This window comes from Bradyrhizobium sp. SZCCHNPS1003, from assembly GCF_032381555.1.
Taxonomy (GTDB): domain Bacteria; phylum Pseudomonadota; class Alphaproteobacteria; order Rhizobiales; family Xanthobacteraceae; genus Bradyrhizobium.
The window spans coordinates 125,342-151,426 of sequence record NZ_JAUHIU010000013.1 but is presented as its reverse complement, the minus strand read 5'-3'; the positions used below and the strand labels follow the sequence as shown (position 1 = coordinate 151,426).

Below are 26,085 nucleotides of genomic sequence, written 5' to 3'. Positions count from 1 at the left end.
ATGGAACCCGGGCGGGAAGCCCAGATGACCGAATGGAGTGGGGATGAGCCGATCACAGCTTGTTGCTGAACATTTGCCGCTGTTGCGCCGGTATGCGAGGGCCCTCACCGGCAGCCAGGGTTCCGGAGACGCCTATGTCGGAGCGATGCTCGAGGCCCTGATTCAGGATCCGGCTCTGCTGGACGAGCGCTATGGACCGCGGGCTGCGCTGTTCCGGCTGTTCACGCAGATCTGGAACTCGGTGGCCCTCAACGACGACGCCGAAGTGGCGACCCTGCCGATGCCGCCGGAGCGGCGGCTCTCCAACATCACGCCCTTGCCACGCCAGGCCTTCCTGCTGCTCTCGCTCGAGGGTTTTCCCGAGGAGGAAGTGGCCTTCATCCTCGATATCGACGTTGCCGAAACCCGCCGGCTGGCGGATGCCGCCGGACGGGAGCTCGCCGCCGAAATCGCTACCGATGTGCTGATCATCGAGGACGAGACTTTCATCGCGATGGACCTCGAGAGCCTGGTCAAGAATCTCGGCCACAACGTCATCGGCGTGGCGCGAACCCATGCCGACGCGGTGGCTCTCGCCAAGAACAAGAAGCCCGGTCTGATCCTGGCTGATATTCAGCTCGCCGATGGTTCGTCCGGCCTGGATGCCGTGAACGAGCTGCTGCGCACCTTCGAGGTTCCGGTGGTCTTCATCACCGCCTATCCGGAGCGCTTCCTCACCGGTGAGCGGCCCGAGCCGGCGTTCCTGATCTCCAAGCCGTTCCAGCCGGCCATGGTGTCGGCAGTCGCCAGCCAGGCTCTTTTCTTCCAGCGCAACTCGCGCAACCGGATGCCGAAGCCGGCGGCCTGATCAGGTCACGGTGTACGATGTCGTCCCGGCGCGTTCGTCATGGAGCGCGCCGGCTTCGTTTGTAGCCCCAGCAACAAAGGGCGAGATCAGCAGCCGCGGCAGACGCCGTCGAGCCGTGCCTTTAGCACCGCGTCGTTCGGCTTGGTCTCTCGGAACTTCAACCCGTTCTCGTCGAGCTGGAAGATTTCAGACGTCCGCCGCGGCGCGAAGACGATTGGCACGAGAAAGGTCAGATCACCGTCCGCCAGCTCCGGCGGCGGTGGAGCAAATGGCTGGGCTCGCTCGACCATGGCGACCGCTTCCCGGTCGAGCGCCGGATCGCCAGTCGTTTCCGCCAGCACGGCCGAGATGAGATGACCCTCGCGGTCGATGTGAAACAGGACCTTGGCTGTTCCGCCCTCGCCCGAGGCCTGCAACGGGTAGCGGCGCTGAATCTTCAATTGCGCGACCAGGCTCTTGATCCAATTGTCCCTGGCGCTTTCGCCAGCTCCAATCGCAGGAAAGAGGCCTACGAGAGCCAGAGCCAATCCAATCCCTCGCCATACGCCGACGCTATCCAACGTGCTCAGCATTTCGTCCCCACGCGCGGACCATGAAGTCAGCCGCGCCGCTCCAACATATACCTCAGACGAAATGGGGATAAAGCGCCGCGACGGGTGGGCGGAGATCTGACCGGTAGTGCTGGATCAGAAAAGAATGCGGGGCACCGCCGGCATCACCACGGCAGTGCCCCGCGTCGCCGGTCAATGGGGCAGGGGGAATAACCGGCTGCCGAGATGACGCGTGACCCGAAAAGTCGTTCCGTGTGAGAGACCGAATTTTTTGACGCCATAAAACTGAAGAATGTCGCCGCAGTTTACACACGGTTAAGTGATTTGCCCAACCGAGAACCCGGTTCCTGCGACTTACGTTGGTATGCCGATCGCCTTGCGGCGAGGGGAGCAGAGACATGTCGCAGACCAAGAAAGTTGTCGTTTTGGGTTCGCTTGCGGCTTCCGCCATGCTCGTAGGCGCAATGCAACTGGCTTCCGGCCATGATCTTGGCGCCGGCCTGGCGGTTCAGAACCCCACTCGCGAGACGATCGTCGCAACAGCGAATGACGTGAACCGGGCCGCCAAGTCTGACCGCGCCAACCAAAACGGTACTGCGGCGCCGTCACAGACTGTATCGATCAAGCTGGCTGCTTTCGAGGATACCTCCTTCCTGGTGCGGCTCCCCGTTAGCCCCACGGGTGTAAGCGCGGGCTCCCCGCCGTCGCCGCAGGGATCGCAGCTCATCACCACCGGCAACGAGAAGGCCGCCAAGCACCCGGTGGCCTGCGAGCCGTCGGTGTCGGTGCTGACGGAGATCGCCAAGCGCCTGCAACCGGGACGGTGTGTGACTTAGCTACAGCAGCCGCGCCCGGTTCGAGGCGTAAGCAGGCGATCAACGCCGGGCAATGACGGTCGGGGCAGCCCTCACTCCGCAGGCGTTTGCTCCTCCACCGCTTGGCGGCTGACCACGAATCCGAGCGCCAGACCGCCGACAGCCAGAATGGGAATCAGCCGTTTGATGCCGATCATGCGGACGATCTGCAGGCCGCTCGCCAGCAACATCGGGTCTGCAAAAGCGGACTGGACCGCGGACCGCGCCGTTTCCGCGGTCCGCGCGGCACGGATCGCGATCGCGCGCTTGCGCGCCATGTAGCTGATTGCGGCGATCAACGTCACCACGAAGAAGATGGCGGCACCGGTGAGGCACGCGGCCACGAGCCCGTATCGATTCAGCACGGCGACGAAAGCTGCGGCGCACAGAAAGCTCGTGGTGACGAACAGTCCGACCGCTGCGGCGATCGCGAGCGACGTGAGCCGAACGGCATGCCCGGTCGATTCCTGGAAGTCCGCAATCAGGCGCTGCAGCATGTCATTACCCTCGGCGTCTCATTCATCTTCGCAACAAACTCAAATCGGCGCCGAAGACGCGGCGCCGAAACAAGACAAGCCTCTGGATTTCAGGGGCCGCCGCTTAGCGTCTCCAAGCGGCGCCGATGAGGAATCCAAGTCCGAGCGCAAGACCCACGGTGGCAAGTGGGCGATGGGAGATCACGTCCTCGAGGCGCTCCTCGAGTGAGTTTGCGGCATCCTGGGCTGCACCAAACATCGCGGTGCCCCGCTCGGACATGTCGTCGAACGTCTGGTCCACGTTGTCGCGTGCCTGGCGATAGCCGCTGCGGGCCTGCTTGCTGGCCTGCCCCGCGAAAGCATTGAGCGCATCGGTGATCTGTTCGGTGAGGGCTGCGATATCGTTTTTCACGGCGTGGACATCCTTCTGCAGGCGTTCGTAGTTCGCATTGTCGACGAGATCCTTCAGGGCGGTCTCACCGTCAGTCGGTGGCATGGCAAGCTCCCGGAGCAAGGTGATTGCGTCTGCTCGACAAACGCGGGGTCTCGGCCGAAGTTCCGACGGTGGAAACCGAATTAGTCTGCCGGCAGTTGCGGCGAATCGTCCGGCAGCAGGTGCTCCTTCACGATGAGGGCGACGATCAGGAGCGGCGAGGCGAGGAAGGCTCCCATCGGGCCCCACAGCCAGGTCCAGAATGCCAGCGCGATGAACACCGCGAGTGCGTTGAGCGCAAGGTGCCTGCCGATGATGGTCGGCGTGACGAAGTGGCCTTCCAGGAAGGTGATCACGGCGAAGATGGCGGGCGCGACCATGCCGGCGCTCAAGGTCGGGAATGCGATTGCGCCGACCAGGACGAGCACCGCGAACATCGCGATGGGCCCGATGATGGGGATGAAGTTCAGCGTCGCCGCAAGCGCCCCAAGGCCGGCGGGATTGGGCATGCCGGCGATGGCGCAGGCGAGGCCGGCTGCAATGCCGACACCGGTGTTGATGAGCGTCACCGTCAGGAGGTAGTTGCCGAGGTGCAGCTCGAGCTCGTTGAGGATGCGGAGCGTCCGCAGCCGGACCTCGTGACCACCAAAGGTCATGATCAGCGCCCGCCGTAGATCGCGCCAGCTTGCGATGAACAGCACGAGCGTGGCGAAGAACAGTAGGAATTCGGTGAAGGTCGGCGACAGGAATTCGATCGTCGGCTGAACCCAATCGAATTTGGGCAGCTCCAGGCTGGCCGAGGCCGGTGCGCTTCCGCCGCCGATGGCCGCCTGCATTTCGTGCCACAGCGCCAGCGGCCGATCGAAGACGTGCAGCTTCGACTTGAGCGTGGCGGCAAGCTCGGGAAGGCGATTGGTCCAGTCCAGCACCGGCGCCGAGATCAGGCCGATGATGAAGGCGAGCCCTGCCGCAACCGCGAGCACGATCAGCACGGCGCCCACACCGCGCGGCACGTGGAAGCGTTCGAGAAAGTTGGCGGCCGGCGACAGCATGGTGCCGACCACGAACGCCATCACGATCGGGAGAAAAAATCCCCGGGCGACATAGAGGACACCCGTCACGCAGACGGCCGTGAGGATGATGAGAGCGATGGCGACGACGTCAACCCGTCTGATCACGGGAGGTAATTCTTGGCGACTTTCATTCAGGGCTGAATCGTCGTTCCCGCTGGCGAGCAGCCGCTCGGTGGGAAGTACACGCACCATGAATCTCCCGATCGAGTCGTTCGCGCACAGCTCGCGTGACTTGTCATCTAACAGCCGGGGGGGCATCCGGTTCCGTCGCGCAAACGTGAGAGCCTACATGCTTGACTGACGCAGGGCGACCACACCGAAGCCGGAACTACGACGAGACGTTCGGCGTTTGGAAGGTAATCACGCATCGCACCGCGATGCTCGCATGACAGGGGCATTCCATGACACAGCTCGCTTCCGGCCATCGCCGCAATTCGCGGCGGACGGCTTCGCTGATCGCCGGCGTCGCGGTCCTCTTGCTCGCAGGTGCAACTGCATCTCACGCCCAGCTTCTCGGATATGCGCCGGTCGAGCAGCAGGCATTTCCGCCGGACGAGGCGACGGCATCTGCGGTGCAGGATGAGGACAGCCGGCTGCCGGACCGTCTGCGCCGCACGATCGTCAACCTCGATACGCGGGAAGCGCCGGGGACGATCATCATCGATACGAGCAACACCTATCTGTACTACGTGCTCGGCGGCGGCCGTGCATTGCGCTACGGCGTCGGCGTCGGGCGCGAAGGCTTCACCTGGGCCGGCGTGCAGACCGTGACACGCAAGGCGGAGTGGCCGGACTGGCATCCGCCGGCGCAGATGATCGCGCGGCAGCCCTATCTGCCGCGTTTCATGGCCGGCGGCCCGGGCAATCCGCTCGGCGCGCGGGCCATGTATCTCGGCTCCAGCGAGTATCGCATCCACGGCACCAACGATCCCACGACAATCGGCAAATTCGTGTCGTCGGGCTGCATCCGCCTGACCAATGAGGACGTCTCCGACCTGTTCAGCCGGGTGCAGGTGGGGACGAAGGTCGTCGTGCTGCCGAAAGCCGCCTCGCTGCAGGCGCGCACCAATGCCGGCCGTGCGCCGCGCGTGATGTCGCTGCCGTCGGGGCGGCAGGCGATGTCGCTGCCGGTTGCGGCCGTCAATTAAGCGGGGAGTTGTGTCATGAACGGCCGACGTGCCCTCGCTGCCACCGCAGTGGCAACCATGGCAACCGCGGGCGCGTTGGCAGCGCCGACCACGGCGGGAGCGCAGGATTTTATCTCCGCGCTGTTCGGCGGCTTCAATGCGCCGCAGCGCCAAGCGCCCTATATCCGGATGCCGTTCGCCGACGAGGCGCCGCCGGTGCAGCGTCCAGAGCCGCGCAGCCAGCCGGTCTATTCCGGTGGCGGCAGCACCGCGTGGTGCGTGCGCACCTGTGATGGCCGCTATTTCCCGCTCGGCGCCACCGGTGACCAGAGCAAGGAGGCCGCCTGCAACAGCTTCTGCCCGGCGGCCAAGACCGAGATCGTCTATGGCAGCTCGATCGACGGCGCCGAGACGGGTGGCGGCAAGCCGTATTCGGCGCTGCCCAACGCATTCAAGTATCGCACCGAAATCGTCGACGGCTGCACCTGCAACGGCAAGGACCATTTCGGCCTCGCCAAGGTGTCGATCGACAACGATCCGACCCTGCGCAAGGGTGACGTCGTTGCCAGCGACGACGGCCTCAAGGTCGCCAACCGGACCGGCAGCGGCAAGCGCGCCGAGCTGAACTTCTCGCCGGCGCCCGCGGCGCTGCGCGCGAAGTATGAGCGCGCGCCGGTGATGGCGTCCGACTGATCCTGCGAGACCGTCAGGCGGCGCGGATCTTGCTGAGGAAGTCCGTGACCTGATGACCAAGATTTCTGCTCTGGCTCTCCAGCGTCTCCGAGGCATTGCGCACGTTGTCGGCGGCGGCCGCAGCCGCGTCTGCGTCCGACTTCACGCCGGTGATGTTGTCGGAGACGTTCTTGGTGCCATCTGCAGCGAACTGGGTGCTGCGCGAGATCTCCTGCGTCGCCGCGCCTTGCTCCTGCACGGCAGCGGCGATCGCGGTCGCCACCTCGTTGACCTCGCCGATGATGCCGCCGATCCGCTTGATGGCGTCGATCGCGTCATTGGCGACGCGTTGAATGTCGGCGATCTGCTCGGAAATCTCGTCGGTCGCCTTCGCGGTCTGGCTCGCGAGCGTCTTCACCTCGGAGGCGACGACGGCGAAGCCCTTGCCGGCCTCGCCGGCGCGCGCTGCCTCGATGGTCGCGTTCAGCGCCAGCAGATTGGTCTGCGAGGCGATGCTGTTGATCAGCCCGACAACCTCGCCGATCCGGTTCGCCGATTGCGCCAGCCCCTGCACCGTGCCGTCGGTCATGCGGGCCTGTTCGACCGCCCGGCTGGCGATGCCGGCGGCATGGGAAGCCTGCTTGGAGATGTCCGCGATCGACGCATTCAGCTCCTCCGCCGCAGAGGCGACGGTCTGCACGCTCATCGAGGCGTCGTTCGAAGCCTTCGCGGCGACCTCGGCGCGTGTGTTGGTCTGCCGCGACACGTTGGTGAGGCCGGCCGACGTCGCCTGCATGTCGGTGGAGGCCTGGCCGAGCTGCTCCAGCGACCCGCGCACCAGACTTTCGAACTCCGCGACGTAGGACTCGATCGCGCGCTGGCGCGCAACTGTCGCGGCGTTGCGCTCGCGCTCCTGGGCCTCGATCGCGAGCTTGTCCTTGGCCTGCTGCTTGAAGGTCTCGAGCGCGTTGGCAAGCGCGCCGATCTCGTCCTGCCGCTGGGTGTAGCCGGTGTCGACGCCGAGATCGCCGCCTGCAACCGCGAGCATGGCATCGCGCATCCGGTGCAGCGGCCGGATCACCCGGCCGCTCACGGCGGCGATCGCCGCGCCGCCCAGTGCGACGGCCAGGAGCAGCAGCGTCAGCTGGAGCATCAGAGACTCCATCGCCGTGCTTTGCTGCGCGCTGGAATGGTCCTTGGCCGCGTCGAGCGCCGCCTCGGCCAGGGCGACCGCGCTCGTCATCTTGTTCACGGAGAACGGACTCCACTGATATGGCGTCAGCTCAGGCTTCTCGCCCTTTTGCACCGCTGCCAGCAGACGCTCGCGCAGGCCGGCATACTCCGGCGTGAAATAGGCCTGCTCCGTGCCCGACATCGCTGCGGAGAGCGCCGGCGGCAAGCTCATGCCGGAGGTGGCGAGCTGGACCGCCTTCCATGCGGCATCGACGCCGCCGACCTGCTTGGTGTAGGCCAGCACCGCTTCGGGCGACACCTTGCCGGCCGTCAGCGCATTGCTGACGACGAGCGATGCTTCACCAGCCGTGTTGCGCATCAGCCAGGCCATCTGCTTGATCATCAATAGCTGATCGACGGTCGCACTCTGATGATTGACGCTGGCGGCGATATTGACCGTGATCTTGTCGAGCAGGACCAGTAGCGCGTCGAACGTCTCGCCATACTCCTTGGGCAGGCCGGCGCGGCGGGCCGCCTTCGGCTTGACGATCTCGGTCCAGAATTCGCTGTGCTCCGCGGTCAGCGTCTTGTTGAGCCGGTCGAGGTCGGCGACCAGGCTCTGATTCTGTTGGAAGTCGATGCTTGGCAGCAGCTCCAGACTCCGATTCAGTGCAGGGACATAGATGCCACGCGCAGAGCGCAGGAATTTCTCGGTGTCGCCGTCCATGGCCTGATCGGCATTGAGGACCCGGATCGTGGTCGAACGATCGCTGCGCATGCTGTTCATCGCCTTGAACAGGACGCCGGAGACCTCCGAAACGCGCGCGATCCGCTGAGCCGATTGCAGCCTGCTCCAGGAGCCCCAGGCGTTCAGCGCGAACAGGGCGATGACGGCGAAGGCGGCGGTGATGATGACCGTCTTCAGCAGTGAAGAAATGGTCAGGCGGTTCAGCATTTTGATCTCCGATTCACTGCATTCGAGCGCAAACCGGTAAAAGAACTGGATCAGCAGCGACCCGTGGAACTACGGAGAAACAGATTGGGATCGCAAGTTCCGAGAATGGAACTGCAAGCCGCCGAGCGGGTTAGCTCCACAGCGCCAGCGCATCCTTCATCTCCCAGGGGACTCCCATGCTCATCAGTGCTCTCGTCACCTTCCTCGTCGTCATCCTCATTCTGTATCTGATCAACCTGTTGCCGATCGACGGTCGCGCCAAGCAGATCTGCCGCGTCGTCGTGATCGTGCTCGGCGTGATCTCGCTGCTTCGCTACATCGCGGTCATATGATCTGAGGATCATGTTACCTCTCGCCTGATCAAAAAAAGCCCCGGCGGATCGCCGGGGCTTTTTGACGTCGGGCCTAAGCCTTCTCGTTCTGCTTGGCCTCGCGCCGCCGCGCGGTGAGAATGTATTCGGTGTAGCCGTTCGGCTGGGTGCGGCCTTCGAACACAAGGTCGCAGGCTGCCTTGAACGCCACGCCATCGAACGACGGCGCCATCGGCCGATACAGCGCGTCGCCGGCGTTCTGCTTGTCGACCACGACGGCCATGCGCTTCAGCGAATCCATCACCTGCTCCTTGGTGACGACCCCATGGTGAAGCCAGTTGGCGAGATGCTGGCTGGAGATCCGCAAGGTGGCGCGGTCCTCCATCAGGCCGACGTCGTGGATATCAGGCACCTTGGAGCAGCCGACGCCCTGGTCGATCCAGCGCACGACATAGCCGAGAATGCCCTGGCAGTTGTTGTCGATCTCCTGGCGCACGTCGTCCGGCGCCCAGTTCGACTGCGACACCGGGATGGTCAGGATGTCGCCGAGCTTGGCGCGCGGGCCCCCCTTGGCAAGCTCGTCCTGGCGGGCGTGCACGTTGACCTGGTGGTAGTGCAGGGCATGCAGCGTCGCGGCGGTCGGTGACGGCACCCATGCGGTGGTGGCGCCCGCCTGCGGGTGGCCGACCTTCTGCGCCAGCATGTCCGCCATCTTGTCCGGCGCCGCCCACATGCCCTTGCCGATCTGGGCATGGCCGGGCAGGCCGCAGGTCAGGCCGTTGTCGACGTTCCAGTCCTCATAGGCCTTGATCCAGGCCTGCGCCTTCATCTCGTTCTTGCGGATCATCGGACCCGCTTCCATCGAAGTGTGGATCTCGTCGCCGGTGCGGTCGAGGAAGCCGGTGTTGATGAAGACGATGCGCTTGGACGCCTGCTGGATGCAGGCCTTGAGGTTCACCGTGGTGCGGCGCTCCTCGTCCATGATGCCGACCTTCATGCTGTTCTCGGGCAGGCCGAGCAGCTTCTCGACGCGCGCGAACAAGTCGACCGTCAGCGCCACCTCGTCCGGGCCGTGCATCTTCGGCTTGACGATGTAGATCGAGCCGGTGCGGCTGTTCTTGACCTTGGAGTTGCCCTTGAGGTCGTGCATCGCCAGGAGGCCGGTGACGGCGGCGTCGAGAATGCCCTCCGGCACCTCCTTGCCCTCGGAGTCGAGCACGGCGTCGGTGAACATGTGGTGCCCGCAATTGCGGATCAGCAGCAGGCTGCGGCCGTGCAAGGTGAGCGTCCCGCCGGACGGCGTGGTGTAGCTGCGGTCGCTGTTCAGCGCGCGGGTGAGCGTCTTGCCGCCCTTCTCGAAATCGGCCGACAGCGTGCCGTTCATCAGGCCGAGCGTGTTGCGGTAGACCAGCACCTTGTCCTCGGCGTCGACGGCGGCGACCGAGTCCTCCATGTCGAGGATGGTCGAGACCGCGGCCTCCAGGATCATGTCGGAGACGCCTGCCGGATCGTCCTTGCCGATGACATGGCTGCGGTCGATCACGACCTCGACGTGCAGGCCGTTGTTGGCGAGCAGGATCACGGAGGGGGCGTCGGCCGAGCCCTGGTAGCCGGCGAACTGGTCAGCGTTCTTGAGCGCGGTGGCGTTGCCGCTCTTCAGCTTGGCGGAGAGCTGGCCGGCAATGACGCTGTAGGCGGTCACGTCGGTGTGGCTGCCGGTGGCGAGCGGTACGGCGGCGTCGAGGAAGGCCTTGGCCTTGGCGATCACCTTGTCGCCGCGGGCCTTGTTGTAGCCCTTGCCGGACTCGCTCGGATCGTGCGGGATGGCGTCGGTGCCGTAGAACGCGTCATACAGCGAACCCCAGCGAGCATTCGCCGCGTTGAGCGCGTAGCGGGCATTGGTCAGCGGCACCACCAGCTGCGGGCCGCAGATCTTGCCGATCTCCTCGTCCACATTGGCAGTCTCGACCTTGTGGGTCGCGGGCTCGGGCAGCAGGTAGCCGATCTCCTTCAGGAACGCGGTGTAGGCGCCGAGGTCGAAGGCCTTGCCCTTGTTAGCGAGGTGCCAGGCGTCGATCTTGTCCTGCAGGGCATTGCGGAGGGCGAGCAGCTCGCGGTTCTTCGGGGCGAGATCGCGCAGGATCGCGCTGAGGCCGGCCCAGAACGCGTCCGGATCGATCCCGGTCTTCGGCGTGGCCTCCTTGGCGATGAAGTCGAACAAAACGGGGGCGATCTTCAGTCCATGGGCGTCGATACGGGTCATGATGAGACGTTTCTCTCGAATAAGGGCGACGTTGCGCGTGTCTTGGGCATGCTGAAATGGCCGCCTCGAAGGCGGCGTGTGCAGTGCATTTAGCGCCAAAGCGGGGGCCACGAAAGGGGGGAGGGGTATCGCAGTTGGTCGGGGGGCAGCGGACAGGCGGGCTGGTTCCGGGCGGAGTGATGCCAAGTAATTTCGCAGGACCGCCTCAGAGTTCGGCCGCGAGCCCACAACCGTGCGGAGCTCTCGGATCGGGCACGCTGCCACCCTCCCCTGGAGGGGGAGGGTCGACTCGCAACGAGCGAAGCGAGATGCGAGGCGGGGGTGGGGTGATCTCTCCACGAGCGCCGGTGCGCGTGGCATCACCCCACCCCGTCGCGCATCGCTGCCGCGACGCGCGCCCTCCAGGGGGAGGGTGACAACGCAAAGCGTGCCGCAAATGGCGTTCCGACGTACACCAAACGGCTGCGGACAACTCAACGAAGGTGATCGCTCGTGGAGGTGATGGCTCATGCGACTTCGTCCTCGCGGCGCGTGATCGCGTCCGAGCTTTGCTGACGTGCCGCCCCTCGATCACGAGAGGCGCGGGGAAGGCCGGGTGCAGGCTGCACCCATGGCCCGCCTGCAGAAAAAAATGCAGGCGGCAGTCACCACAGGTACGAGCCGGACATCCGGCCTCCCCTGCGCGATGGCTCTACGGTTGCTCCGTGGTCTCCCCGGTGCGCCGGGCTTTCTGGTCACCGTTGCCCGCGCGACGCATTGGCGTCATCGCAAGCGTGGCATCAGCATCGGGATGCCAGGACCCCACGGCTTGGCCGTGCGCCTCGGGACTGTCCGTCGACATGATTGCTCACGCCGCAGCCCAAAGCGCCCACCGCATCCCGCACCCGACGTCCGTGACGGTCGCGAACTGTCCCTCGTGTGGGACGGGATGCTCAGAGATAAGCATGAATTCGGAAAAAAGGAAAGAGGAATATTTTTGGGCCGAGGACTGGATAGGGCAAATCAGCTTGGCCGGACGAGGGAAACAGGCTTTTCCATGCGAGAGGTGCGCGTTGAAATCTGTAGCACCTAGTGCTATATAAAACCATGGCTGGCCAATTCAAGCGAGTTTTCAAAACCGCATGGTTCTCGAAGGCGGCACGCAAGGCTCGTATCAGGGACATCGAGCTCTGCGAGGCCGTCGAGGCAGTCATCAAGGGCCAGGCTGACGATCTGGGAGGTGGGGTCTTCAAGAAGCGTCTGAACAAGAACATGCACCGGAGCATCATCCTCGCCAAGAGCGGTCGATACTGGATCTACGAATATCTATTCGCCAAGAAGGATAGAGCGAACATCGACGATGATGAGCTGGAAGACTTCCGAACTCTCGCAAAGAGCTATGCCGCATTGAATAGCGCACAACTCGCGCAACTCCTGGCGGACGAAGACTTGGTGGAGATCTGTCATGACGAAAAAAAATAGGTTCAAGAGCGACCTCTCGGAAGCGCTTCATTCGTCCGCCACGATGCTTCACAAAGTCGGCGCGCTCGACAAGGCGACGATGCGGGACTTCGATTCCCGTCATCTAGCCGTCGCCAGTGAAATGAAGCCTGCTCAGATCAAGCGGCTCCGTGAGGCCAACAATGTCAGTCAGCCGGTGTTCGCCCGATATCTCAATACGAGCGAAAGTACCATCGAGAAATGGGAGACTGGAGCCAAGCGGCCGAGCGGCATGGCGCTCAAGCTGCTGACAATCGTCCAGAAGCACGGGTTGAAGATCCTCGCCTGATGCAGTCAGTACCTCGTGGCGGGCGGCTAAACCAGCGTGAACGGGGCGATATATAGGTCTGGCCTTCGGTATCGCTGTTGCTGATACGGAGCTACACGTGTTCCGCACTTTCCGAGCCTGCCTTGCGAGCCTCCGGCGGCGGAAGCGGCTGTTCAGGGAGTACGACGTCGTTCGTCTTCGGAGGTTGGTGCCAACCATACCTCTTCCGATCGGCGCGCAAGGTACCATCGTGATCGATCATCGTTCCAGGCCGCCGGCATATCTGGTCGAGTTCTTTTCTGACGGAGAGCATGCCGGGCTTTATGACGTCGTGCCTGAGGACATCGAGTTGATGATCCCATACGAAGGATGGTTCGTGAAGGGGAGCCCGCGTGAGCTCTCGCGACACGCGGTGCCTGCTCGAAGTGATTGGCGACTGAAATGATCGGCGCGCGTCGTCTCGCCGGCTCTACGGTCTGTGGAGTTTGCAGCGCAATCTTGCTTACTCAAGCGGGCATCAAATAGAGTATTCTCGCAGCAGACTCGATAAATCGTAGAAATTGACAATGCGCGCCAGAATCTTGAGTGAAATAGAGAGACTTGCGGAGGCTAACGGCGGTCAGGCTCCAGGTGTTCGCGCGTTCGAGAGCGCAACCGGCATTACCGAGGGGACTTGGCGCGGCCTGTATTGGGCTCGTTGGAGTGATGCCCTAGCCGAGGCTGGCTACGCGGCGAACAAGTTTCAAGGTAAGTCTGAGGCCGATCATATTCTGGCGAGCTTCGTGGAAGCGGCCCGATACTATAAGCGGCTGCCGACCATTATGGAAATTCGGATGTTCAGGCGGCAGCGCGAGGACTTCCCGAACGAGAAGACAATCCACTCTTATTTTGGATCAAAAGAGGGATTGATCTCGAACCTCAGGGCATGGTTGGAGGGCAGGTCGGGATACGACGATATCGTCCAGATGCTCGGCCAGAAAGTGGAGGCCGAAACTCCGACCAACTCGAGGGAAGGTCTAGTTTATCTCATAAAATCCGGTACCCACTACAAAATTGGCCGCAGCGATGAATTGGAACGCCGAGTCAAAGAAATTCGTATCGCTCTTCCCGAAGCCGCAACGCTTGTTCACTCGATCCGCACCGATGATCCCGCAGGCATCGAGGCATATTGGCATCGTCGCTTCGTAGACAAGCGAGCGAACGGTGAGTGGTTTAAGCTGACTAACGCGGACGTAGCGGCATTTAAGAAGCGAAGATACCAGTAGCGCATCATCGTCAGGCACTGGATGTCGCCCCGTTCATCCCGGCTACGCGCCGTTGTGAGGCCACCGCCTGAGCCGTGCCGCCTCGACCAGCATTCCGATCGTCAAGGGCTGCCGTAGGTGGCGCAAGCTGAGAAGCCGTAGGACAAACCCGGTCAACGTGAAGCCCTCCGGTCCAAAATGACGGTCGAACGCGAAGTCGGGCAGGTCGACTTCGAACTGCCGTTGAAATGCAAGCAGGAATTCGCGCGCATCCTCGCCGTCCACGCCGAGGTCGCGGGCGACGTCGGTCTCGTCGAAGAGCGGCCTGCGCGTCGTCGTCTGCGCCGCGACGAACTGCAGGACGGATTGACGGAGCAGGTCTGTTGTCTGTTGCATTATCTCGTGCCTGACTCTGCATGCTGCCACGCGCCGACTGCCAAAGTCGCTTTTGCCCTCCTACGCAACAATGGATCTATGCCCACGCCATCCCAATCACGATGGCCGGACCGTCGCTTTCCTTGTTGGATCCCTTGGTCACGGGCCTCCGGACGCTTGTGCCGCGCTCGCGCCGTTGCTGTGGCTACAACGCGCCGAAGGTGACGAGCCGGAGCTTCAACCAATCCGAGGGCGGCACATCGCTGGCTTGTCCGATCGGCCCAGTTGCGATCGACGGCCGTATGCTTCCGTCCTGCTCCCCTCATGCCCTTGACGGCGCCAGGCGGAATTCGACCACGTCCTCGGCCGTGGACAGGTCGCGCGCCATCTGGGCGGTCTCGAACCGGCCGGCGGCCTGCAGCACCAGCTCGAAATGGAATTGCCGCTTCGCCTCGCTGTATTCGTAGCACCAGTCCAGCACGTCGAAGCCATAGGCCCGCATGCATTCGCGCAGTTCGGCCTCGCTCGGCTGCAGACCATGGCGGTAGACGACCGACAGCGACAGCGTGGTTTGATGCGGCAGCCATTGTTCGACCTTGCCGAGCAGGGTCATCGCGGCCAGGGACAATGCCGTGGCGCAAAGCGCGGTGCCGTAGAGGCCGATGCCGATGATGATGCCGATCGCCGACGTCATCCAGATCGAGGCGGCCGTCGACACGCCGCGGATGGTGAAGCCGTCCTTGATGATGACGCCGGCGCCGAGGAAGCCGATGCCGGTCATCAGGCCCTGGATCACGCGCGTCGGATCGGAGACGGTCGGCGACACCGCCATGCCGCCATACCAGCTGCCGGGAAAGCCGTTGATCGCCGTCAGCAAGGTCGATGCGACGCAAACCAGCGCGTAGGTCCGCATGCCGGCCGCGCGTCCGTGATAGGTGCGCTCGTAGCCCAGCAGCAGGCCGACGGCTGCTGCACCCATCAGGTGCAGCAGCAGAATCCCGTTCGTCTCCAGTTCTGCCCTCGACCAATAGGCCGCCAGATGCTCCATCCTGCGCCTCGACAGCGTTGCTGCGCGTGCCGTGAACTGTGCGGATCAAGTGCTAATTTCTGCTTGCAGATCGTACGGCGGCCCCATGGGCAGGCTTGGCGTCCAAGAGCGAACCGGCGCACTCCTCCGTAGGTCTTCGGGGAGAAGGTGACCACGCTTGGCTGCGGCTGTCGCTCTGCTCGCCGATGTCGCGCGTGACGTCACGAGGCCGAATTTGAGCCAGGCTGCGGGCGGCACCTCGGGTGAGGTGTGTGCGGTCGACGATGTCGATCAAGCCGGGGTCGATGTCCCTCTCGCGCAAGATAGTGCGACCTGCTCGCCATGAGACGTGGTCAGGCCGGCACGATGCTGTCGCTCGATCCCGCCCGCGCCGATTCATTGCCCCCGCACAGTCCCACTTCGGACGTAAAAGCTATCGATAACGACTTGCATCTAGCAGGGGTGGGGGGAGGCGCATCATGTCGTTCACTGGGCTGCGGTCGGTCGTCCTGTGTCTCGGCCTGCTCGCCTTGCCCGCCCTAGCAGCCGACAAGTCGACAGCACCGTACCTGCACGCGACCGAGGGACGCGCGGTTGAGAGAAAGCCGACCTTGCTTCAGATGCTCGTAGCTGCGTTGAAGCCGAAATCCGTCCACGCGGCCGAGACGGCGCACAGGCCCAGGGTCAGGCACGTTGCCACGGCAGCAAGGAAGCGGAAGGCCCCGCCCGCCGCTGCAGCGATGGAGCCGGCCGTGGCGCCGCCCACCACGGTCGGCGCCACGGCGACTCCACCTGCACCCCTCTCCGAGGCGGACCCCGCCGCTAAGGGGCTGGCGCTGTTCAACGACGTGAGCCTGTCGGACGGCGGCAAGGCGTCCTGCGCCACCTGCCACTTCTCGACCGGGCATACCAACAACAAGACCTATGTCGGGCTCGACGTCGTCGCCGACGGCGACCCCAACGGCAGGAATACGCCGACCCTGTGGGGCGTCGGCGAGCGCTCGGTGTTCGGCTGGGCCGGGCAGGCGGCGACGCTGGAGGACAGCATTCGCGGCATCATCGTCAACCGCATGAAGGGGCCGGAGCCGTCGAAGGAGACGCTGGCGGCGCTGGTCGCCTATGTGCGGACGCTGAACTATCCGGCGAACTGGCAGGTCAAGGACGACGGCACGCCGAGGGACGATGCCAGCGCGGCCGTGAAGCGCGGCTATGAGCTCTATGTCGGCGATGGCGGCTGCGGCACCTGCCACGTGCTGCCGAGCTTCGACAAGAAGAGCCGCGACGACATCGGCACCGGCGGCAAGTTCAAGGTGCCGACCCTGCACGCGGTGGCGTCGACGGCGCCGTATTTCCACGACGGCCGCACCGCCTCGCTGCGCGACGCGGTCAAGCTGATGTGGGAGGTCTATGCCAAGAAGATGGATTCGCGGCTGCCGACCGACGCCGAGCTCGACGATCTCACCGCCTATGTCGGCGCGCTGTAGCGTGGCACTGACAAGAAGCTGGCGGTCGCGTCTTCACAGTCATTCCGGGCGATTGGCAATGCGAAGGCGCGAAGCGGCTTCGCATTGACGATCGAACCCGGAATCTCGAGCTTGTTAAGAATGGACGCAAGACAATGTCGAGATTCCGGGTTCAAGGCCTGCGGCCTTGCCCCGGAATGACAGTGCGTATCACGAGCCTGACAGGCAAACGTGAGAGGCTTGATTATCTGCCAACCCTGTCATGGACCGTGTGTGCGCGGTCCATGATCATGCAGTGACGACGCAATCAGATGTTGGCACCGAGATCGGCGATGTCGTCGAACAGCACTGATGTCCGCGACAGCAGCGCCTCGAGCTCGTCGGTGGCGTCCGCAATCCCGCGCGTCGCGGTGTCGATCACCAGCTCCGCATCGAGCGGCGGCTCGTAGTCGGTGCCGATGCCGGTGAAGTTCTGCAGATTGCCGGCGCGGGCCTTGGCGTAGTGGCCCTTGGGGTCGCGGCTCTCGCAGATCTCGGCGGCCGTCGCGACATAGACCTCACGGAACAGGTCGCCGGCGACGCGACGGGCGGCCGCGCGGTCCTCGCGCGCGGGCGACACGGCGGCCACGATCGCGATGTGGCCGTTGCGAGCGAGATGGGTCGCGACCTCGGCGAGGCGACGGATGTTCTCGGCGCGGTCCTCCGGCGTGAAGCCGAGATCCTTGTTGAGGCCGGCGCGGACGGTGTCGCCGTCGAGCAGCACGGGCGCGCCGCCGCGGCCGAACAGCCGCCGCTCCAGCGCACGCGCCAGCGTCGACTTGCCGGCGCCGGGCAGGCCGGTCATCCACACCACCGCGCCCTTGTGGCGGTAGCGGTCGGCGCGCTCCTGCGGCTGCAGCGCCGATTCCACCGGCATGATGTCGACCGGCGCGGCGCGCTTGCCGGCGTCGACCGTGAGCACCAGACCGCCGCCTGCAATGCGGCCCTGGACCTCGATGACGAGGCGGCCGGTGCGGGCGTTCTCGGCGTAGGGATCGATGGCGACCGGCTGGGTCAGCGCGATCTCGATCTCGCCGACATGGTTGCGCGCGATCGCGGCATTCTGCTCGTTGGAGAGCGAGCCCGGATCGACCGCCTTCTCGATCGCGACCACGCTGCCGCGCGCCTCGCGGGTGCCGAGCCGCACCAGGATGCTGTCCCCCTTGGCGAGCGGCTGGTCGTGCAGCCAGAAGATGCGCGCGTGCAGGCGTCGGGCCGCCTGCGGCTCGCGGCCGACATGGGCGATGACGTCGCCGCGCTCGATGAACAGCTCGCGGTCGAGCGTGATGCCGACCGAGCGGCCGGCGCCCTGCGGCGCCGTCACCGGCGTCTGCGGCCAGCCCTCGACGGTCTTGATCTTGGCGATCTTGCCGGCCGGCATGATCACGATCTCGTCGCCGGTCTTGAGCTCGCCGGCCTCGACGCGGCCGGCGACGATGCGACGGTCGTCGAACTTGTAGATCGCCTGCACCGGCAGGCGCAGCGGCAGGCTCGACAGCGGCTTTGCCGGCTCCAGGCCGTCGAGGGCCTCGACCACGGTCGGGCCGCCATACCAGCCGATCCGCGAGGTCAGCTGGGCGACGCCGTCGCCGTCGCGCGCCGAGATCGGAATGATCGCGACCGGCTCGACGCCGAGGCCCTCGAGATGCGCGGAGATCTCGGCCTTGATCGTGTCGAAGCGCTCCTCGCTGAAATCGACGCGGTCCATCTTGTTGACGACGACCGCGACCTGCTTCACGCCGAGCAGATGCAGGAGATAGCCGTGGCGGCGGGTCTGGTCGCGCACGCCCTCCAGCGCGTCGATGATCAGCACCGCGCCGTCGGCCTGCGAGGCGCCGGTGATCATGTTGCGCAGGAATTCGGCGTGGCCGGGCGCGTCGATCAGCACGACCTCGCGCGCATTGGTGCGGAAGCGGATCTGCGTGGTGTCGATGGTGATGCCCTGGTCGCGCTCGGTCTGCAGCGCATCGAGCAGGAACGACCATTCGAACGGCATGCCGCGGCGGGCGGAGACCGCCTGCAGCATTTCGAGCTTGCCCTCGGGCAGGCTGCCGGTCTCATGCAGCAGGCGGCCGACCAGCGTCGACTTGCCGTGATCGACGTGGCCGACGATCACGATGCGGACCTGCGGACGGGTGGTGCCGTTCGGCGTGGCGGGGGCGGCTGACGGGACTCGCATGTTCATGGCCTCGTCCCCGCTCACAGATAGCCGGCGACGCGCAGCCGCTCGAAGGCGTCCTCGGTCTCGTGGTCGAGCGCGCGGCCGGCGCGCTCCGGCACCTTGGTGCTTTCGAGCTCGGCGAGAATCTCGGGGATGTTGGAGGCGTTGGACGCCACCGGGAACGTGATGTCCTGGTCGCCGAGCGAGCGATAGCGCTTGCCGTTCCTGGACAGATAGAGCGGAATGATCGGGATGTTCTCCCGCGCCGTGTAGGCCCAGATGTCGGCCTCGGTCCAATGCAGGATCGGATGGATGCGCAAGTGAGCGCCCTGCGGCGGCGAGGCGTTGAAGTGATCCCAGAACTCAGGTGGCTGATCGCGCACGTCCCAATGGCCTTCGGCGCCGCGCGGCGAGAACACGCGCTCCTTGGCGCGCGTCGCTTCCTCGTCGCGGCGGATGCCGGCGATCAGGCCGTCGAAGCCGTGCTTGGCGAGCGCCATCTTCAGGCCTTCGGTTTTCCGCGCAGCCGAGCGCGCCGCGGGGGGCAGGGTCGGATCCACCGCGTCGATCGGCGGGCACGGCTCGACCTTGAGATCGAGGCCCCATTCCTTCGCGTAGGTGTCGCGGAAGGCGTACATCTCCGGAAACTTCTTGGCCGTGTCGACATGCATGGCCGGAAACGGCACGCGGCCGAAGAACGCCTTGCGCGCCAGCCAGATCATGACGTTGGAATCTTTTCCGAGCGACCAGAGCAGCGCGAGCTTCTTCAGCCGTGCAAAGGCCTCGCGGAGAATGTAAATGCTCTGCGCCTCGAGCTGATCGAGATGATCCATGGTCGGTGCGGCGCTGAGGACGCGCGGCATGGAAGATGCTTGCTCGATCTCGGAAGAGGGCAACCGATCTCTGGAAACGTCGTTGGTGAGAATGTGCATGCTATCAGCCATCGCCTGCTTGGGAGAAAATTCTATGGCGAAGCCAAGGAATAATTTTCTCTTTACGTGTGCGGCGTGACACTTATATAGAAAATAATTCCAGTCAACCCCGAAGAGTCGAAACCGAAGAGCGCGATGCAATATCTGCCGGTGTTTCTCGATCTGAAGACCGGCCCCGTGCTGCTGATTGGCGCGGGCGAGCTCGTGCGCGCCAAGCTTCGCGTGTTGCTGTCCGCGGGCGCGCGCATCCGCTGGTTCGCCACCGACGGCGACTTCGATCTCGCGGGTCTGCGCGATGAGCACGGCCAGATCGAGCGCGCCGAAGGCGACCCGCTGAGCGCCGATCTCACTGGCGTCATCGCCGTGCTGTGCGCGGGCGCCGGCGACATCGGCGTTGCGATGTCGGCGCGGGCACGCAGCGTTGGTCTGCCCGTCAACGTGATGGACGACCTCGCGCATTCCAGCTTCATCTTTCCGGCGATCGTCGATCGCGGCGACGTCGTGGTGGCGATCGGCACCGGCGGCTCCTCGCCCGTGGTGGCACGCCGCGTGCGCGAGCGCATCGAGGCGCTGCTGCCGGCGCGGATCGGCGAGCTCGCGAGCTTCATCGGCGACTTCCGCAGGACCATCAATCCGCTGATCACCGAGATGCCGCTGCGCCGCCGCTTCTGGGAGCGCATCGTCGACGGCCCGATCGGCGCGCTGGTACTGGCGGGGCGCAAGCACGAGGCCGCGGCGGCGCTGCATGGCATCGCCGATCCGACCGCGTTCGCGGGCGCGGATCATGCGGGCCGCAGCGAAGGCCATGTGACCCTGGTCGGTGCGGGCCCCGGTGATCCGGACCTGCTGACGATCAAGGCGCTGCGCGCGCTGCAGGATGCCGACGTCGTGTTCTATGACGAGCTGGTCACGCCCGAGATTCTCGATCGCATTCGCCGCGATGCCGCGCGCGTGCCGGTCGGCCGCCGCGTCGGCAAGCCCGGCATCGGCCAGGACGCCGTCAACAAGCTCTTGATCGAGGCGGCGCGCGAGGGCAAGCGCGCGGTGCGTCTCAAGGGTGGCGATGCCTACGTGTTCGGCCGCGGCGGCGAGGAGGTCGACGCGCTGCGCAACGCCGGCGTGTCCTACACGATCGTGCCCGGCATCACCGCCGGCCTCGGTGCCGCCGCGCAGTTCGAGGTGCCGCTGACCTTCCGCAGCAAGGCGCTGCGCATCACCTTCCTCACCGCGCACAAGGAGCGCGATGCCGAGGCGGTGGACTGGTCGGCGCTGACCGACACCAAGATGACGGTCGTGGTCTACATGGGCATGACGGCCGCGCCTGCCGTGCGCACCGGGCTCCTCGCCGCCGGCCGCTCGCCGCAGACGCCGGTCGGTGTGTTCGCCAAGGTCACGCGCCCCGACGCGCAGGCCGTGGTCGGCACCTTGGATCAACTGCCTGACCTCGTGGCCAAGATCGATGGCGGTCCGGCCATTCTCATCATCGGTGATGTCGTGGCGCATTCGGCGCCGTGGCGTCAGCAGAACCTCAGTGGCGTGATCGCAAAACTCCTGGAACCCGTCTGAATGACCTCTCCGCTGCAACAGAAGATCAAGATCACCGGTCCCTCGATCATCACCGCGAACCGGACCTGGGACGGCGCGGTGATCTACCGCACCGGCACCAAGAGCTGGTCGGATGAGCTGAGCGATGCTGCGATCGTGCGCACCGCCGACGAGGCACGTACGCTGTTGTCGGAGGCGGTGGCCGACGATCTCGGCGCGATCGGTCCCTATATCGCGCCGGTCGAGGTCGCTGCCGACGGTGCGGTCAAGCCCGGCAATATGCGCGAACACATCCGGCTGACGGGCGCCACCATCGCGCTCCCGGCTCAAGCCTGAAGGCTCTCTCATGTACGCTTATGACGAAATCGATCGGACCCTGGTCAACGAGCGCGTCGCCGAATTCCGCGACCAGGTGAAGCGGCGCCTGTCGGGCGAGCTCTCCGAAGACGAGTTCAAGATGCTGCGGCTGCAGAACGGCGTCTATCTGCAGCTCCACGCCTACATGTACCGCATCGCCATTCCCTACGGCACGCTGGCGTCGAACCAGTTGCGCCGGCTGGCGCATGTGGCGCGCCGCTACGACCGCGGCTACGGCCACTTCACGACCCGGCAGAACATCCAGTTCAACTGGATCAAGCTCGCCGAGCTGCCCGATGCGATGGCCGACCTCGCCGAGGTCGGCATCCAGTCGATGCAGACCTCCGGCAACAACATGCGCAACGTCACCTCGGACCAGTGGGCCGGCGTGGCGCCGGGCGAGATCGAGGATCCGCGCATCTGGGCCGAGCTCTTGCGCCAGTTCACGACCCTGCATCCGGAATTCTCGTTCCTGCCGCGCAAGTTCAAGATCGCGATCACGGCGTCCGAGCATGACCGCGCTGCGATCAAGATCCACGACATCGGCCTGCGTCTGCTCAAGAACGCGCAGGGCGAGACCGGCTTCGAGGTGCTGGTCGGCGGCGGCCTGGGCCGCTCGCCGTTCATCGCCAAGACCATCAAGCCTTTCGTCCATGGCCACGACATCCTCAGCTATGTCGAGGCCATCCTGCGCGTCTACAACCAGTACGGCCGCCGCGACAACATCTACAAGGCGCGCATCAAGATCCTGGTGCACGAGCTCGGTATCGAGAAGTTCGCGTCCGAGGTCGAGGAGGAGTGGCAGCAGATCCGCGACGGCGTGCTCAAGCTCGATCAGGGGATCATCGATGACATCCGCTCGCGCTTCTTCTATCCGGCCTACGAGACGCTGCCGCACATGCCGGAGGAGCTGAAGCAGGCCGCGCACGATCAGAAGTTCGAGGCCTGGCGCAAGAACGCGGTCTTCCCGCACAAGGCGCAGGGCTACGCGATCGTGGTCGTGTCGCTGAAGCCGGTCGGCAAGCCGCCCGGCGACGCGACCGCCGACCAGATGGATGCGCTCGCTGACATCGCCGACAAATATTCGTCCAGCGAGATCCGTGTCGGGCATGAGCAGAATCTGGCGCTGCCGCATGTGCGCAAGCGTGATCTGCCCGCGGTGTGGAAGGCGCTCGAGGCGATCGGCCTCGCCATCCCCAACGTCAATCTCGTTTCCGACATCATTGCGTGCCCGGGGCTCGACTACTGCTCGCTGGCGAACGCGCGCTCGATCCCGATCGCGCAGGAGATCACGCGCCGCTTCGCCAATCACGACACGGCGAACCTGATCGGCCGGCTGCACATCAACATCTCCGGCTGCATCAATGCCTGCGGCCACCACCATGTCGGCCACATCGGCATCCTCGGCGTCGAGAAGAACAACGAGGAATTCTATCAGATCACGATCGGCGGCCGCGCCGATGAGGGCGCCGTGCTCGGCACCCTGATCGGACCCGCGGTGCCCTATACCGAGGTCGCCGACGTCGTCGAGGACATCGTCGAGGCCTATCTTGCGCTGCGCGCGAGCCCTGAGGAGCTGTTCGTCGATACGGTGAAGCGGCTCGGGGTCGAACCATTCAGGGAGCGGGTTTATGCCACTCGTTAAGGGCGGACACATCATCGCGGACGCGTTCGTCCGCCTCACCGACGATGCCGAGCTGCCGGCGCAGGGGGCCGTCCTGGTCTCGGAGACGCGTTTTCTCGCCGGCCCCGACGCGCTGGTCAGCCGGACCGGTGGCAAGCTCGGCGTGATCTGGCCGAACAATCGCGACGTCGACGATCTCGTGCCGTATCTCGACCGGCTCGCGCTGGTCGCGCTGGTGTTTCCGAGCTTCCGCGACGGCCGCGCCTATACCCAAGCGCGCCTGCTGCGCGAGCGCTATGGCTATCGCGGCGAACTGCGCGCGACGGGGCAGGTGCTGCGCGACCAGTTCGTGTTCATGCTGCGCGCCGGCTTCGATGCCTTCGAGGTCAAGAAGCAGACGGATGCCGAGGCCTTCACCGAGACCGTGAAACGCTATTCGGTGTTCTACCAGCCGACGGGCGACGGCCGTATCTCGGCGCTGCATCAGCGCCTGCAACTGCGCCATTCGGAGAGTGCCGGGCTGTGAGCACGCTGGCTGCATCGCCTTCGGTTGCGGAGATCCCGGTCGCGGCGCTCGACGCCGCGCTGCGCACGGCCGCGCCGCGCGAGGTCATTGCCGCTGCTCTCGAGGCGATCGGTCACGAGCGGCTGGCGGTGGTGTCGTCGTTTGGAACGGAGTCGGCGGCGCTGCTGAAGGTGACGGCCGACGTTGATCCGGCGATCCCGGTGATCTTCCTCGACACCGGGCACATGTTCGCGGAGACGCTGGCCTATCGCGACCAGCTCATCGAGATTCTCGGCCTGCGGGACGTACGCTCGATCAAGCCCGACGCCGCGGCGCTGGCGCGCGAGGATGCCGACAACGAGTTGTGGTTCTCTGATCCCGACGCCTGCTGCCGCATCCGCAAAGTCGAGCCGCTGGCACGCGCGCTGGCGCCGTTCGCGGCCTGGATCAATGGCCGCAAGCGTTTCCAGGGCGGACTACGTGCGGCCATCCCGGTCGTCGAGCAGGACGGCGCGCGCGTGAAGTTCAATCCGTTTGCGAACGTGACGCGAGAGGACATCGCCGAAATCTACCGCTCGGCCAACCTGCCGCAGCATCCGCTGGTCGCCTCCGGCTTCCGCTCGATCGGCTGCATGCCCTGCACCAGCCGTTCGGACTCCGGCGAGGACGACCGTGCCGGGCGATGGCGCGGCCGCGGCAAGACGGAGTGCGGCATCCACACGGTGGCGACGTCGTCGGTGTAGGCTGCATGCGGCCATGAACATCGTGTTCGTGGAGAAGGACAGCGCGGATATCGAACGACGTGCTTGGCCTCGCGGGCTGCTTCACCCCTCATCCTGAGGAGCCCGCCCCGAGGCGGGTGTCTCGAAGGATGAGGCCCGGACCACCTCCGCCGACGGCACTCCAGCCGTGCGTCTTCAACACCGCCACACGCTCCCACTCAGGGTGTGCATTCCGTGGTGAGAACAAGCGATGAACAAAGTCAAGCGCGACCGGGTGTCATGCGAGTTGGATCACGCCCATTCGCTGTGCTTCGCGCCCTCACGACGACAATGTGTCGCGGCGAAGAACAGCCATCCCATTGCGCCCCGCTTCGTAGCACAATGCCCATGTCCGGCCGGAAACAAGAGAATCCGGTTTCGTTGACTCTGAACCGCACATCCGGCGATCTGCAATGCGCGCCTGCAGCATTGCGGGCTTTGGTCAAGGGAATGGAGAGCTTGGATGATGCGGCGTGTTCTGGCTGTTGTCGCGGGCCTGGCATGGGCGGGGTCGGCCGTTGCTGCCGACGTAAACCTGCTCAACGTGTCCTACGACCCGACCCGCGAACTCTATGTCGAGTTCAACAAGGCGTTTTCAGCCGCCTACCAGAAGGAGACCGGCAAGAGCGTCGAGGTCAAGCAGTCCCATGGCGGCTCCGGTGCGCAGGCCCGCAGCGTGATCGACGGCCTGCAGGCCGATGTCGTGACGCTGGCGCTCGCCTATGACATCGACGCGATCGCGGGCAAGGGTCTGCTCGACAAGGAGTGGCAGAAGCGGCTGCCGCAGAATGCCTCGCCCTATACGTCGACCATTGTCTTCCTGGTCCGGAAGGGCAATCCCAAGGGCATCAAGGATTGGGACGATCTGCTCAAGAAGGGCGTCGAGGTGATCACGCCCAATCCGAAGACGTCCGGCGGCGCGCGCTGGAACTATCTCGCCGCCTGGGGCTATGCGCTGAAGAAGTTCGGCTCGGTCGACAAGGCCAAGCAGTTCGTCGGCGACCTCTACCAGCACGTCCCTGTGCTCGACACCGGCGCCCGCGGCGCCACCGTGACCTTCGTGGAGCGCGGTGTCGGCGACGTCCTGCTCGCCTGGGAGAACGAGGCCTATCTGGCGCTGCGCGAGTTTGGCAAGGACAAGTTCGAGATCGTCGCCCCGCAGCTGTCGATCCTGGCCGAACCACCAGTTGCGGTGGTCGATTCGGTGGCCGATAGGAAGGGCACGCGGAGTGTGGCTGAATCCTACCTGAAATACTGGTATACAAAGGAAGGTCAGGAAATTGCCGCACGCAACTCCTACCGTCCGCGGGATCCCGAGGTCGCCAAGAAGTACGAGGCGGCCTTCGCCAAGGTCGAGCTGTTCACCATCGACGAGGTGTTCGGCGGCTGGACCAAGGCCCAGAAGGAGCATTTTGCGGAAGGCGGTATCTTCGATCAAATCTACAAGAATTGATCGAATCGGAAGGAACGAGTTGGTGGCAGCCGGTCTGATACGGCTTCGAGACAGTAAGGCAACAAGCTGGCGTTGCGGCGATCTGCGACATTGCGCATGAGACGCTGTCCCCGGTCT

The 26,085-nt window shown here is 64.8% G+C and carries 26 protein-coding genes; 16 read left to right on the top strand and 10 right to left on the bottom strand.

Annotated elements, in window-relative coordinates; genetic code table 11:
* Positions 1-43 precede the first annotated feature (43 nt).
* Entirely contained in the window at positions 44-847 is an 804-nt protein-coding gene (locus tag QX126_RS22195; protein WP_315713838.1) for a response regulator, read from the top strand.
* Between the two features lie 86 nt (positions 848-933).
* Here the strand turns inward: QX126_RS22195 and QX126_RS22190 are convergent, their stop codons facing one another.
* Positions 934-1,374, bottom strand: a complete 441-nt coding sequence (locus QX126_RS22190) for an energy transducer TonB (RefSeq protein WP_315783667.1) — start codon at positions 1,372-1,374, stop codon at positions 934-936.
* 422 nt (positions 1,375-1,796) lie between these two features.
* On the opposite strand from QX126_RS22190, the gene QX126_RS22185 reads away from it, so the two are divergent.
* Positions 1,797-2,234, top strand: coding sequence for a hypothetical protein (locus tag QX126_RS22185; protein WP_315783664.1), 438 nt, complete (start codon positions 1,797-1,799; stop codon positions 2,232-2,234).
* Between the two features lie 71 nt (positions 2,235-2,305).
* On the opposite strand, the gene QX126_RS22180 is transcribed toward QX126_RS22185, so the two are convergent.
* From QX126_RS22180 to QX126_RS22170, 3 genes are all read right to left on the bottom strand, one after another.
* Positions 2,306-2,749, bottom strand: coding sequence for a hypothetical protein (locus tag QX126_RS22180; RefSeq protein ID WP_315783662.1), 444 nt, complete (start codon positions 2,747-2,749; stop codon positions 2,306-2,308).
* 103 nt (positions 2,750-2,852) lie between these two features.
* A complete protein-coding gene (locus QX126_RS22175; protein WP_315783660.1) occupies positions 2,853-3,224 on the bottom strand; it encodes a YqjD family protein in 372 nt (123 codons plus the stop codon).
* Positions 3,225-3,304: 80 nt separating this feature from the next.
* Complete coding sequence (locus QX126_RS22170) at positions 3,305-4,423, bottom strand: AI-2E family transporter (protein ID WP_315783658.1); 1,119 nt, start codon at positions 4,421-4,423, stop codon at positions 3,305-3,307.
* Between the two features lie 212 nt (positions 4,424-4,635).
* Between QX126_RS22170 and QX126_RS22165 the strand changes: the two genes are divergently transcribed.
* The gene (locus QX126_RS22165) at positions 4,636-5,382 is read left to right on the top strand and encodes a L,D-transpeptidase (RefSeq protein WP_315783656.1); all 747 of its coding nucleotides are present in this window, start codon (positions 4,636-4,638) and stop codon (positions 5,380-5,382) included.
* A gap of 15 nt (positions 5,383-5,397) precedes the next feature.
* Positions 5,398-6,054, top strand: coding sequence for a DUF2865 domain-containing protein (locus tag QX126_RS22160; RefSeq protein WP_315783654.1), 657 nt, complete (start codon positions 5,398-5,400; stop codon positions 6,052-6,054).
* Between the two features lie 13 nt (positions 6,055-6,067).
* Here the strand turns inward: QX126_RS22160 and QX126_RS22155 are convergent, their stop codons facing one another.
* Positions 6,068-8,161 (bottom strand): HAMP domain-containing methyl-accepting chemotaxis protein, encoded by a 2,094-nt coding sequence (locus QX126_RS22155; RefSeq protein WP_315783652.1) that lies wholly within the window; start codon positions 8,159-8,161, stop codon positions 6,068-6,070.
* A gap of 176 nt (positions 8,162-8,337) precedes the next feature.
* Between QX126_RS22155 and QX126_RS22150 the strand changes: the two genes are divergently transcribed.
* A complete protein-coding gene (locus QX126_RS22150) occupies positions 8,338-8,493 on the top strand; it encodes a Thivi_2564 family membrane protein (RefSeq protein WP_315734551.1) in 156 nt (51 codons plus the stop codon).
* A 73-nt stretch (positions 8,494-8,566) separates the two neighbouring features.
* Here the strand turns inward: QX126_RS22150 and QX126_RS22145 are convergent, their stop codons facing one another.
* Complete coding sequence (locus QX126_RS22145; RefSeq protein ID WP_315783650.1) at positions 8,567-10,735, bottom strand: malate synthase G; 2,169 nt, start codon at positions 10,733-10,735, stop codon at positions 8,567-8,569.
* Positions 10,736-11,821: 1,086 nt separating this feature from the next.
* On the opposite strand from QX126_RS22145, the gene QX126_RS22140 reads away from it, so the two are divergent.
* From QX126_RS22140 to QX126_RS22130, 4 genes are all read left to right on the top strand, one after another.
* Entirely contained in the window at positions 11,822-12,196 is a 375-nt protein-coding gene (locus tag QX126_RS22140) for a type II toxin-antitoxin system RelE/ParE family toxin (protein ID WP_315734547.1), read from the top strand.
* Positions 12,180-12,503: a DNA-binding transcriptional regulator gene (locus tag QX126_RS22135; protein WP_315734545.1), complete on the top strand. Its 324-nt coding sequence runs from the start codon at positions 12,180-12,182 to the stop codon at positions 12,501-12,503. The genes QX126_RS22140 and QX126_RS22135 overlap by 17 nt, the downstream gene beginning before the upstream one ends.
* A gap of 97 nt (positions 12,504-12,600) precedes the next feature.
* Entirely contained in the window at positions 12,601-12,927 is a 327-nt protein-coding gene (locus QX126_RS33585; protein ID WP_409997682.1) for a DUF4926 domain-containing protein, read from the top strand.
* A 121-nt stretch (positions 12,928-13,048) separates the two neighbouring features.
* Positions 13,049-13,747, top strand: coding sequence for a GIY-YIG nuclease family protein (locus QX126_RS22130; RefSeq protein ID WP_315783648.1), 699 nt, complete (start codon positions 13,049-13,051; stop codon positions 13,745-13,747).
* A gap of 42 nt (positions 13,748-13,789) precedes the next feature.
* Here QX126_RS22130 and QX126_RS22125 read toward each other — a convergent pair whose 3' ends face one another.
* Both QX126_RS22125 and QX126_RS22120 read right to left on the bottom strand, forming a co-directional pair.
* Positions 13,790-14,122, bottom strand: a complete 333-nt coding sequence (locus QX126_RS22125) for a DUF1493 family protein (RefSeq protein WP_315783646.1) — start codon at positions 14,120-14,122, stop codon at positions 13,790-13,792.
* A 301-nt stretch (positions 14,123-14,423) separates the two neighbouring features.
* Positions 14,424-15,149 carry an MgtC/SapB family protein gene (locus QX126_RS22120; RefSeq protein WP_315783644.1) on the bottom strand — a complete coding sequence of 242 codons (726 nt, stop codon included), beginning with the start codon at positions 15,147-15,149 and terminating at the stop codon, positions 14,424-14,426.
* A gap of 458 nt (positions 15,150-15,607) precedes the next feature.
* Here QX126_RS22120 and QX126_RS22115 point away from each other — a divergent pair, with 458 nt between their 5' ends.
* A complete protein-coding gene (locus QX126_RS22115) occupies positions 15,608-16,612 on the top strand; it encodes a cytochrome-c peroxidase (protein WP_315783643.1) in 1,005 nt (334 codons plus the stop codon).
* Between the two features lie 286 nt (positions 16,613-16,898).
* Here the strand turns inward: QX126_RS22115 and cysC are convergent, their stop codons facing one another.
* Positions 16,899-18,815: an adenylyl-sulfate kinase gene (gene cysC / locus QX126_RS22110; RefSeq protein WP_315775458.1), complete on the bottom strand. Its 1,917-nt coding sequence runs from the start codon at positions 18,813-18,815 to the stop codon at positions 16,899-16,901.
* Between the two features lie 14 nt (positions 18,816-18,829).
* Positions 18,830-19,624 (bottom strand): sulfate adenylyltransferase subunit CysD, encoded by a 795-nt coding sequence (cysD, locus tag QX126_RS22105; RefSeq protein ID WP_315735681.1) that lies wholly within the window; start codon positions 19,622-19,624, stop codon positions 18,830-18,832.
* 234 nt (positions 19,625-19,858) lie between these two features.
* On the opposite strand from cysD, the gene cysG reads away from it, so the two are divergent.
* The 6 genes from cysG (at position 19,859) to QX126_RS22075 (ending at position 25,968) form a co-directional block, all read left to right on the top strand.
* Positions 19,859-21,289: a siroheme synthase CysG gene (gene cysG / locus QX126_RS22100; protein WP_315783642.1), complete on the top strand. Its 1,431-nt coding sequence runs from the start codon at positions 19,859-19,861 to the stop codon at positions 21,287-21,289.
* Entirely contained in the window at positions 21,290-21,604 is a 315-nt protein-coding gene (locus tag QX126_RS22095) for a DUF2849 domain-containing protein (RefSeq protein ID WP_315775456.1), read from the top strand.
* Between the two features lie 10 nt (positions 21,605-21,614).
* Positions 21,615-23,270 (top strand): nitrite/sulfite reductase, encoded by a 1,656-nt coding sequence (locus QX126_RS22090; protein WP_315783640.1) that lies wholly within the window; start codon positions 21,615-21,617, stop codon positions 23,268-23,270.
* Positions 23,257-23,775 carry a DUF934 domain-containing protein gene (locus QX126_RS22085; protein WP_315783638.1) on the top strand — a complete coding sequence of 173 codons (519 nt, stop codon included), beginning with the start codon at positions 23,257-23,259 and terminating at the stop codon, positions 23,773-23,775. The genes QX126_RS22090 and QX126_RS22085 overlap by 14 nt, the downstream gene beginning before the upstream one ends.
* The gene (locus QX126_RS22080) at positions 23,772-24,497 is read left to right on the top strand and encodes a phosphoadenylyl-sulfate reductase (protein WP_315783636.1); all 726 of its coding nucleotides are present in this window, start codon (positions 23,772-23,774) and stop codon (positions 24,495-24,497) included. Before QX126_RS22085 ends, QX126_RS22080 begins: the two co-directional genes overlap by 4 nt.
* Positions 24,498-24,978: 481 nt before the next feature.
* Complete coding sequence (locus tag QX126_RS22075) at positions 24,979-25,968, top strand: sulfate ABC transporter substrate-binding protein (RefSeq protein ID WP_315734518.1); 990 nt, start codon at positions 24,979-24,981, stop codon at positions 25,966-25,968.
* The last annotated feature ends 117 nt before the right edge of the window (positions 25,969-26,085 follow it).

What these genes read in the sequence shown, in the direction of transcription:
- cysC (WP_315775458.1), bottom strand. Translation starts at nt 18,815, where the DNA reads ATGAACATGCGAGTCCCGTCAGCCGCCCCCGCCACGCCGAACGGCACC.
- QX126_RS22185 (WP_315783664.1), top strand. Translation starts at nt 1,797, where the DNA reads ATGTCGCAGACCAAGAAAGTTGTCGTTTTGGGTTCGCTTGCGGCTTCC.
- QX126_RS22160 (WP_315783654.1), top strand. Translation starts at nt 5,398, where the DNA reads ATGAACGGCCGACGTGCCCTCGCTGCCACCGCAGTGGCAACCATGGCA.
- QX126_RS22145 (WP_315783650.1), bottom strand. Translation starts at nt 10,735, where the DNA reads ATGACCCGTATCGACGCCCATGGACTGAAGATCGCCCCCGTTTTGTTC.
- QX126_RS22155 (WP_315783652.1), bottom strand. Translation starts at nt 8,161, where the DNA reads ATGCTGAACCGCCTGACCATTTCTTCACTGCTGAAGACGGTCATCATC.
- QX126_RS22135 (WP_315734545.1), top strand. Translation starts at nt 12,180, where the DNA reads ATGACGAAAAAAAATAGGTTCAAGAGCGACCTCTCGGAAGCGCTTCAT.
- QX126_RS22115 (WP_315783643.1), top strand. Translation starts at nt 15,608, where the DNA reads ATGTCGTTCACTGGGCTGCGGTCGGTCGTCCTGTGTCTCGGCCTGCTC.
- QX126_RS22195 (WP_315713838.1), top strand. Translation starts at nt 44, where the DNA reads ATGAGCCGATCACAGCTTGTTGCTGAACATTTGCCGCTGTTGCGCCGG.
- cysG (WP_315783642.1), top strand. Translation starts at nt 19,859, where the DNA reads ATGCAATATCTGCCGGTGTTTCTCGATCTGAAGACCGGCCCCGTGCTG.
- cysD (WP_315735681.1), bottom strand. Translation starts at nt 19,624, where the DNA reads ATGGATCATCTCGATCAGCTCGAGGCGCAGAGCATTTACATTCTCCGC.
- QX126_RS22085 (WP_315783638.1), top strand. Translation starts at nt 23,257, where the DNA reads ATGCCACTCGTTAAGGGCGGACACATCATCGCGGACGCGTTCGTCCGC.
- QX126_RS22150 (WP_315734551.1), top strand. Translation starts at nt 8,338, where the DNA reads ATGCTCATCAGTGCTCTCGTCACCTTCCTCGTCGTCATCCTCATTCTG.
- QX126_RS22130 (WP_315783648.1), top strand. Translation starts at nt 13,049, where the DNA reads ATGCGCGCCAGAATCTTGAGTGAAATAGAGAGACTTGCGGAGGCTAAC.
- QX126_RS22140 (WP_315734547.1), top strand. Translation starts at nt 11,822, where the DNA reads ATGGCTGGCCAATTCAAGCGAGTTTTCAAAACCGCATGGTTCTCGAAG.
- QX126_RS22175 (WP_315783660.1), bottom strand. Translation starts at nt 3,224, where the DNA reads ATGCCACCGACTGACGGTGAGACCGCCCTGAAGGATCTCGTCGACAAT.
- QX126_RS22165 (WP_315783656.1), top strand. Translation starts at nt 4,636, where the DNA reads ATGACACAGCTCGCTTCCGGCCATCGCCGCAATTCGCGGCGGACGGCT.
- QX126_RS22125 (WP_315783646.1), bottom strand. Translation starts at nt 14,122, where the DNA reads ATGCAACAGACAACAGACCTGCTCCGTCAATCCGTCCTGCAGTTCGTC.
- QX126_RS22090 (WP_315783640.1), top strand. Translation starts at nt 21,615, where the DNA reads ATGTACGCTTATGACGAAATCGATCGGACCCTGGTCAACGAGCGCGTC.
- QX126_RS22075 (WP_315734518.1), top strand. Translation starts at nt 24,979, where the DNA reads ATGATGCGGCGTGTTCTGGCTGTTGTCGCGGGCCTGGCATGGGCGGGG.
- QX126_RS22095 (WP_315775456.1), top strand. Translation starts at nt 21,290, where the DNA reads ATGACCTCTCCGCTGCAACAGAAGATCAAGATCACCGGTCCCTCGATC.
- QX126_RS22120 (WP_315783644.1), bottom strand. Translation starts at nt 15,149, where the DNA reads ATGGAGCATCTGGCGGCCTATTGGTCGAGGGCAGAACTGGAGACGAAC.
- QX126_RS22180 (WP_315783662.1), bottom strand. Translation starts at nt 2,749, where the DNA reads ATGCTGCAGCGCCTGATTGCGGACTTCCAGGAATCGACCGGGCATGCC.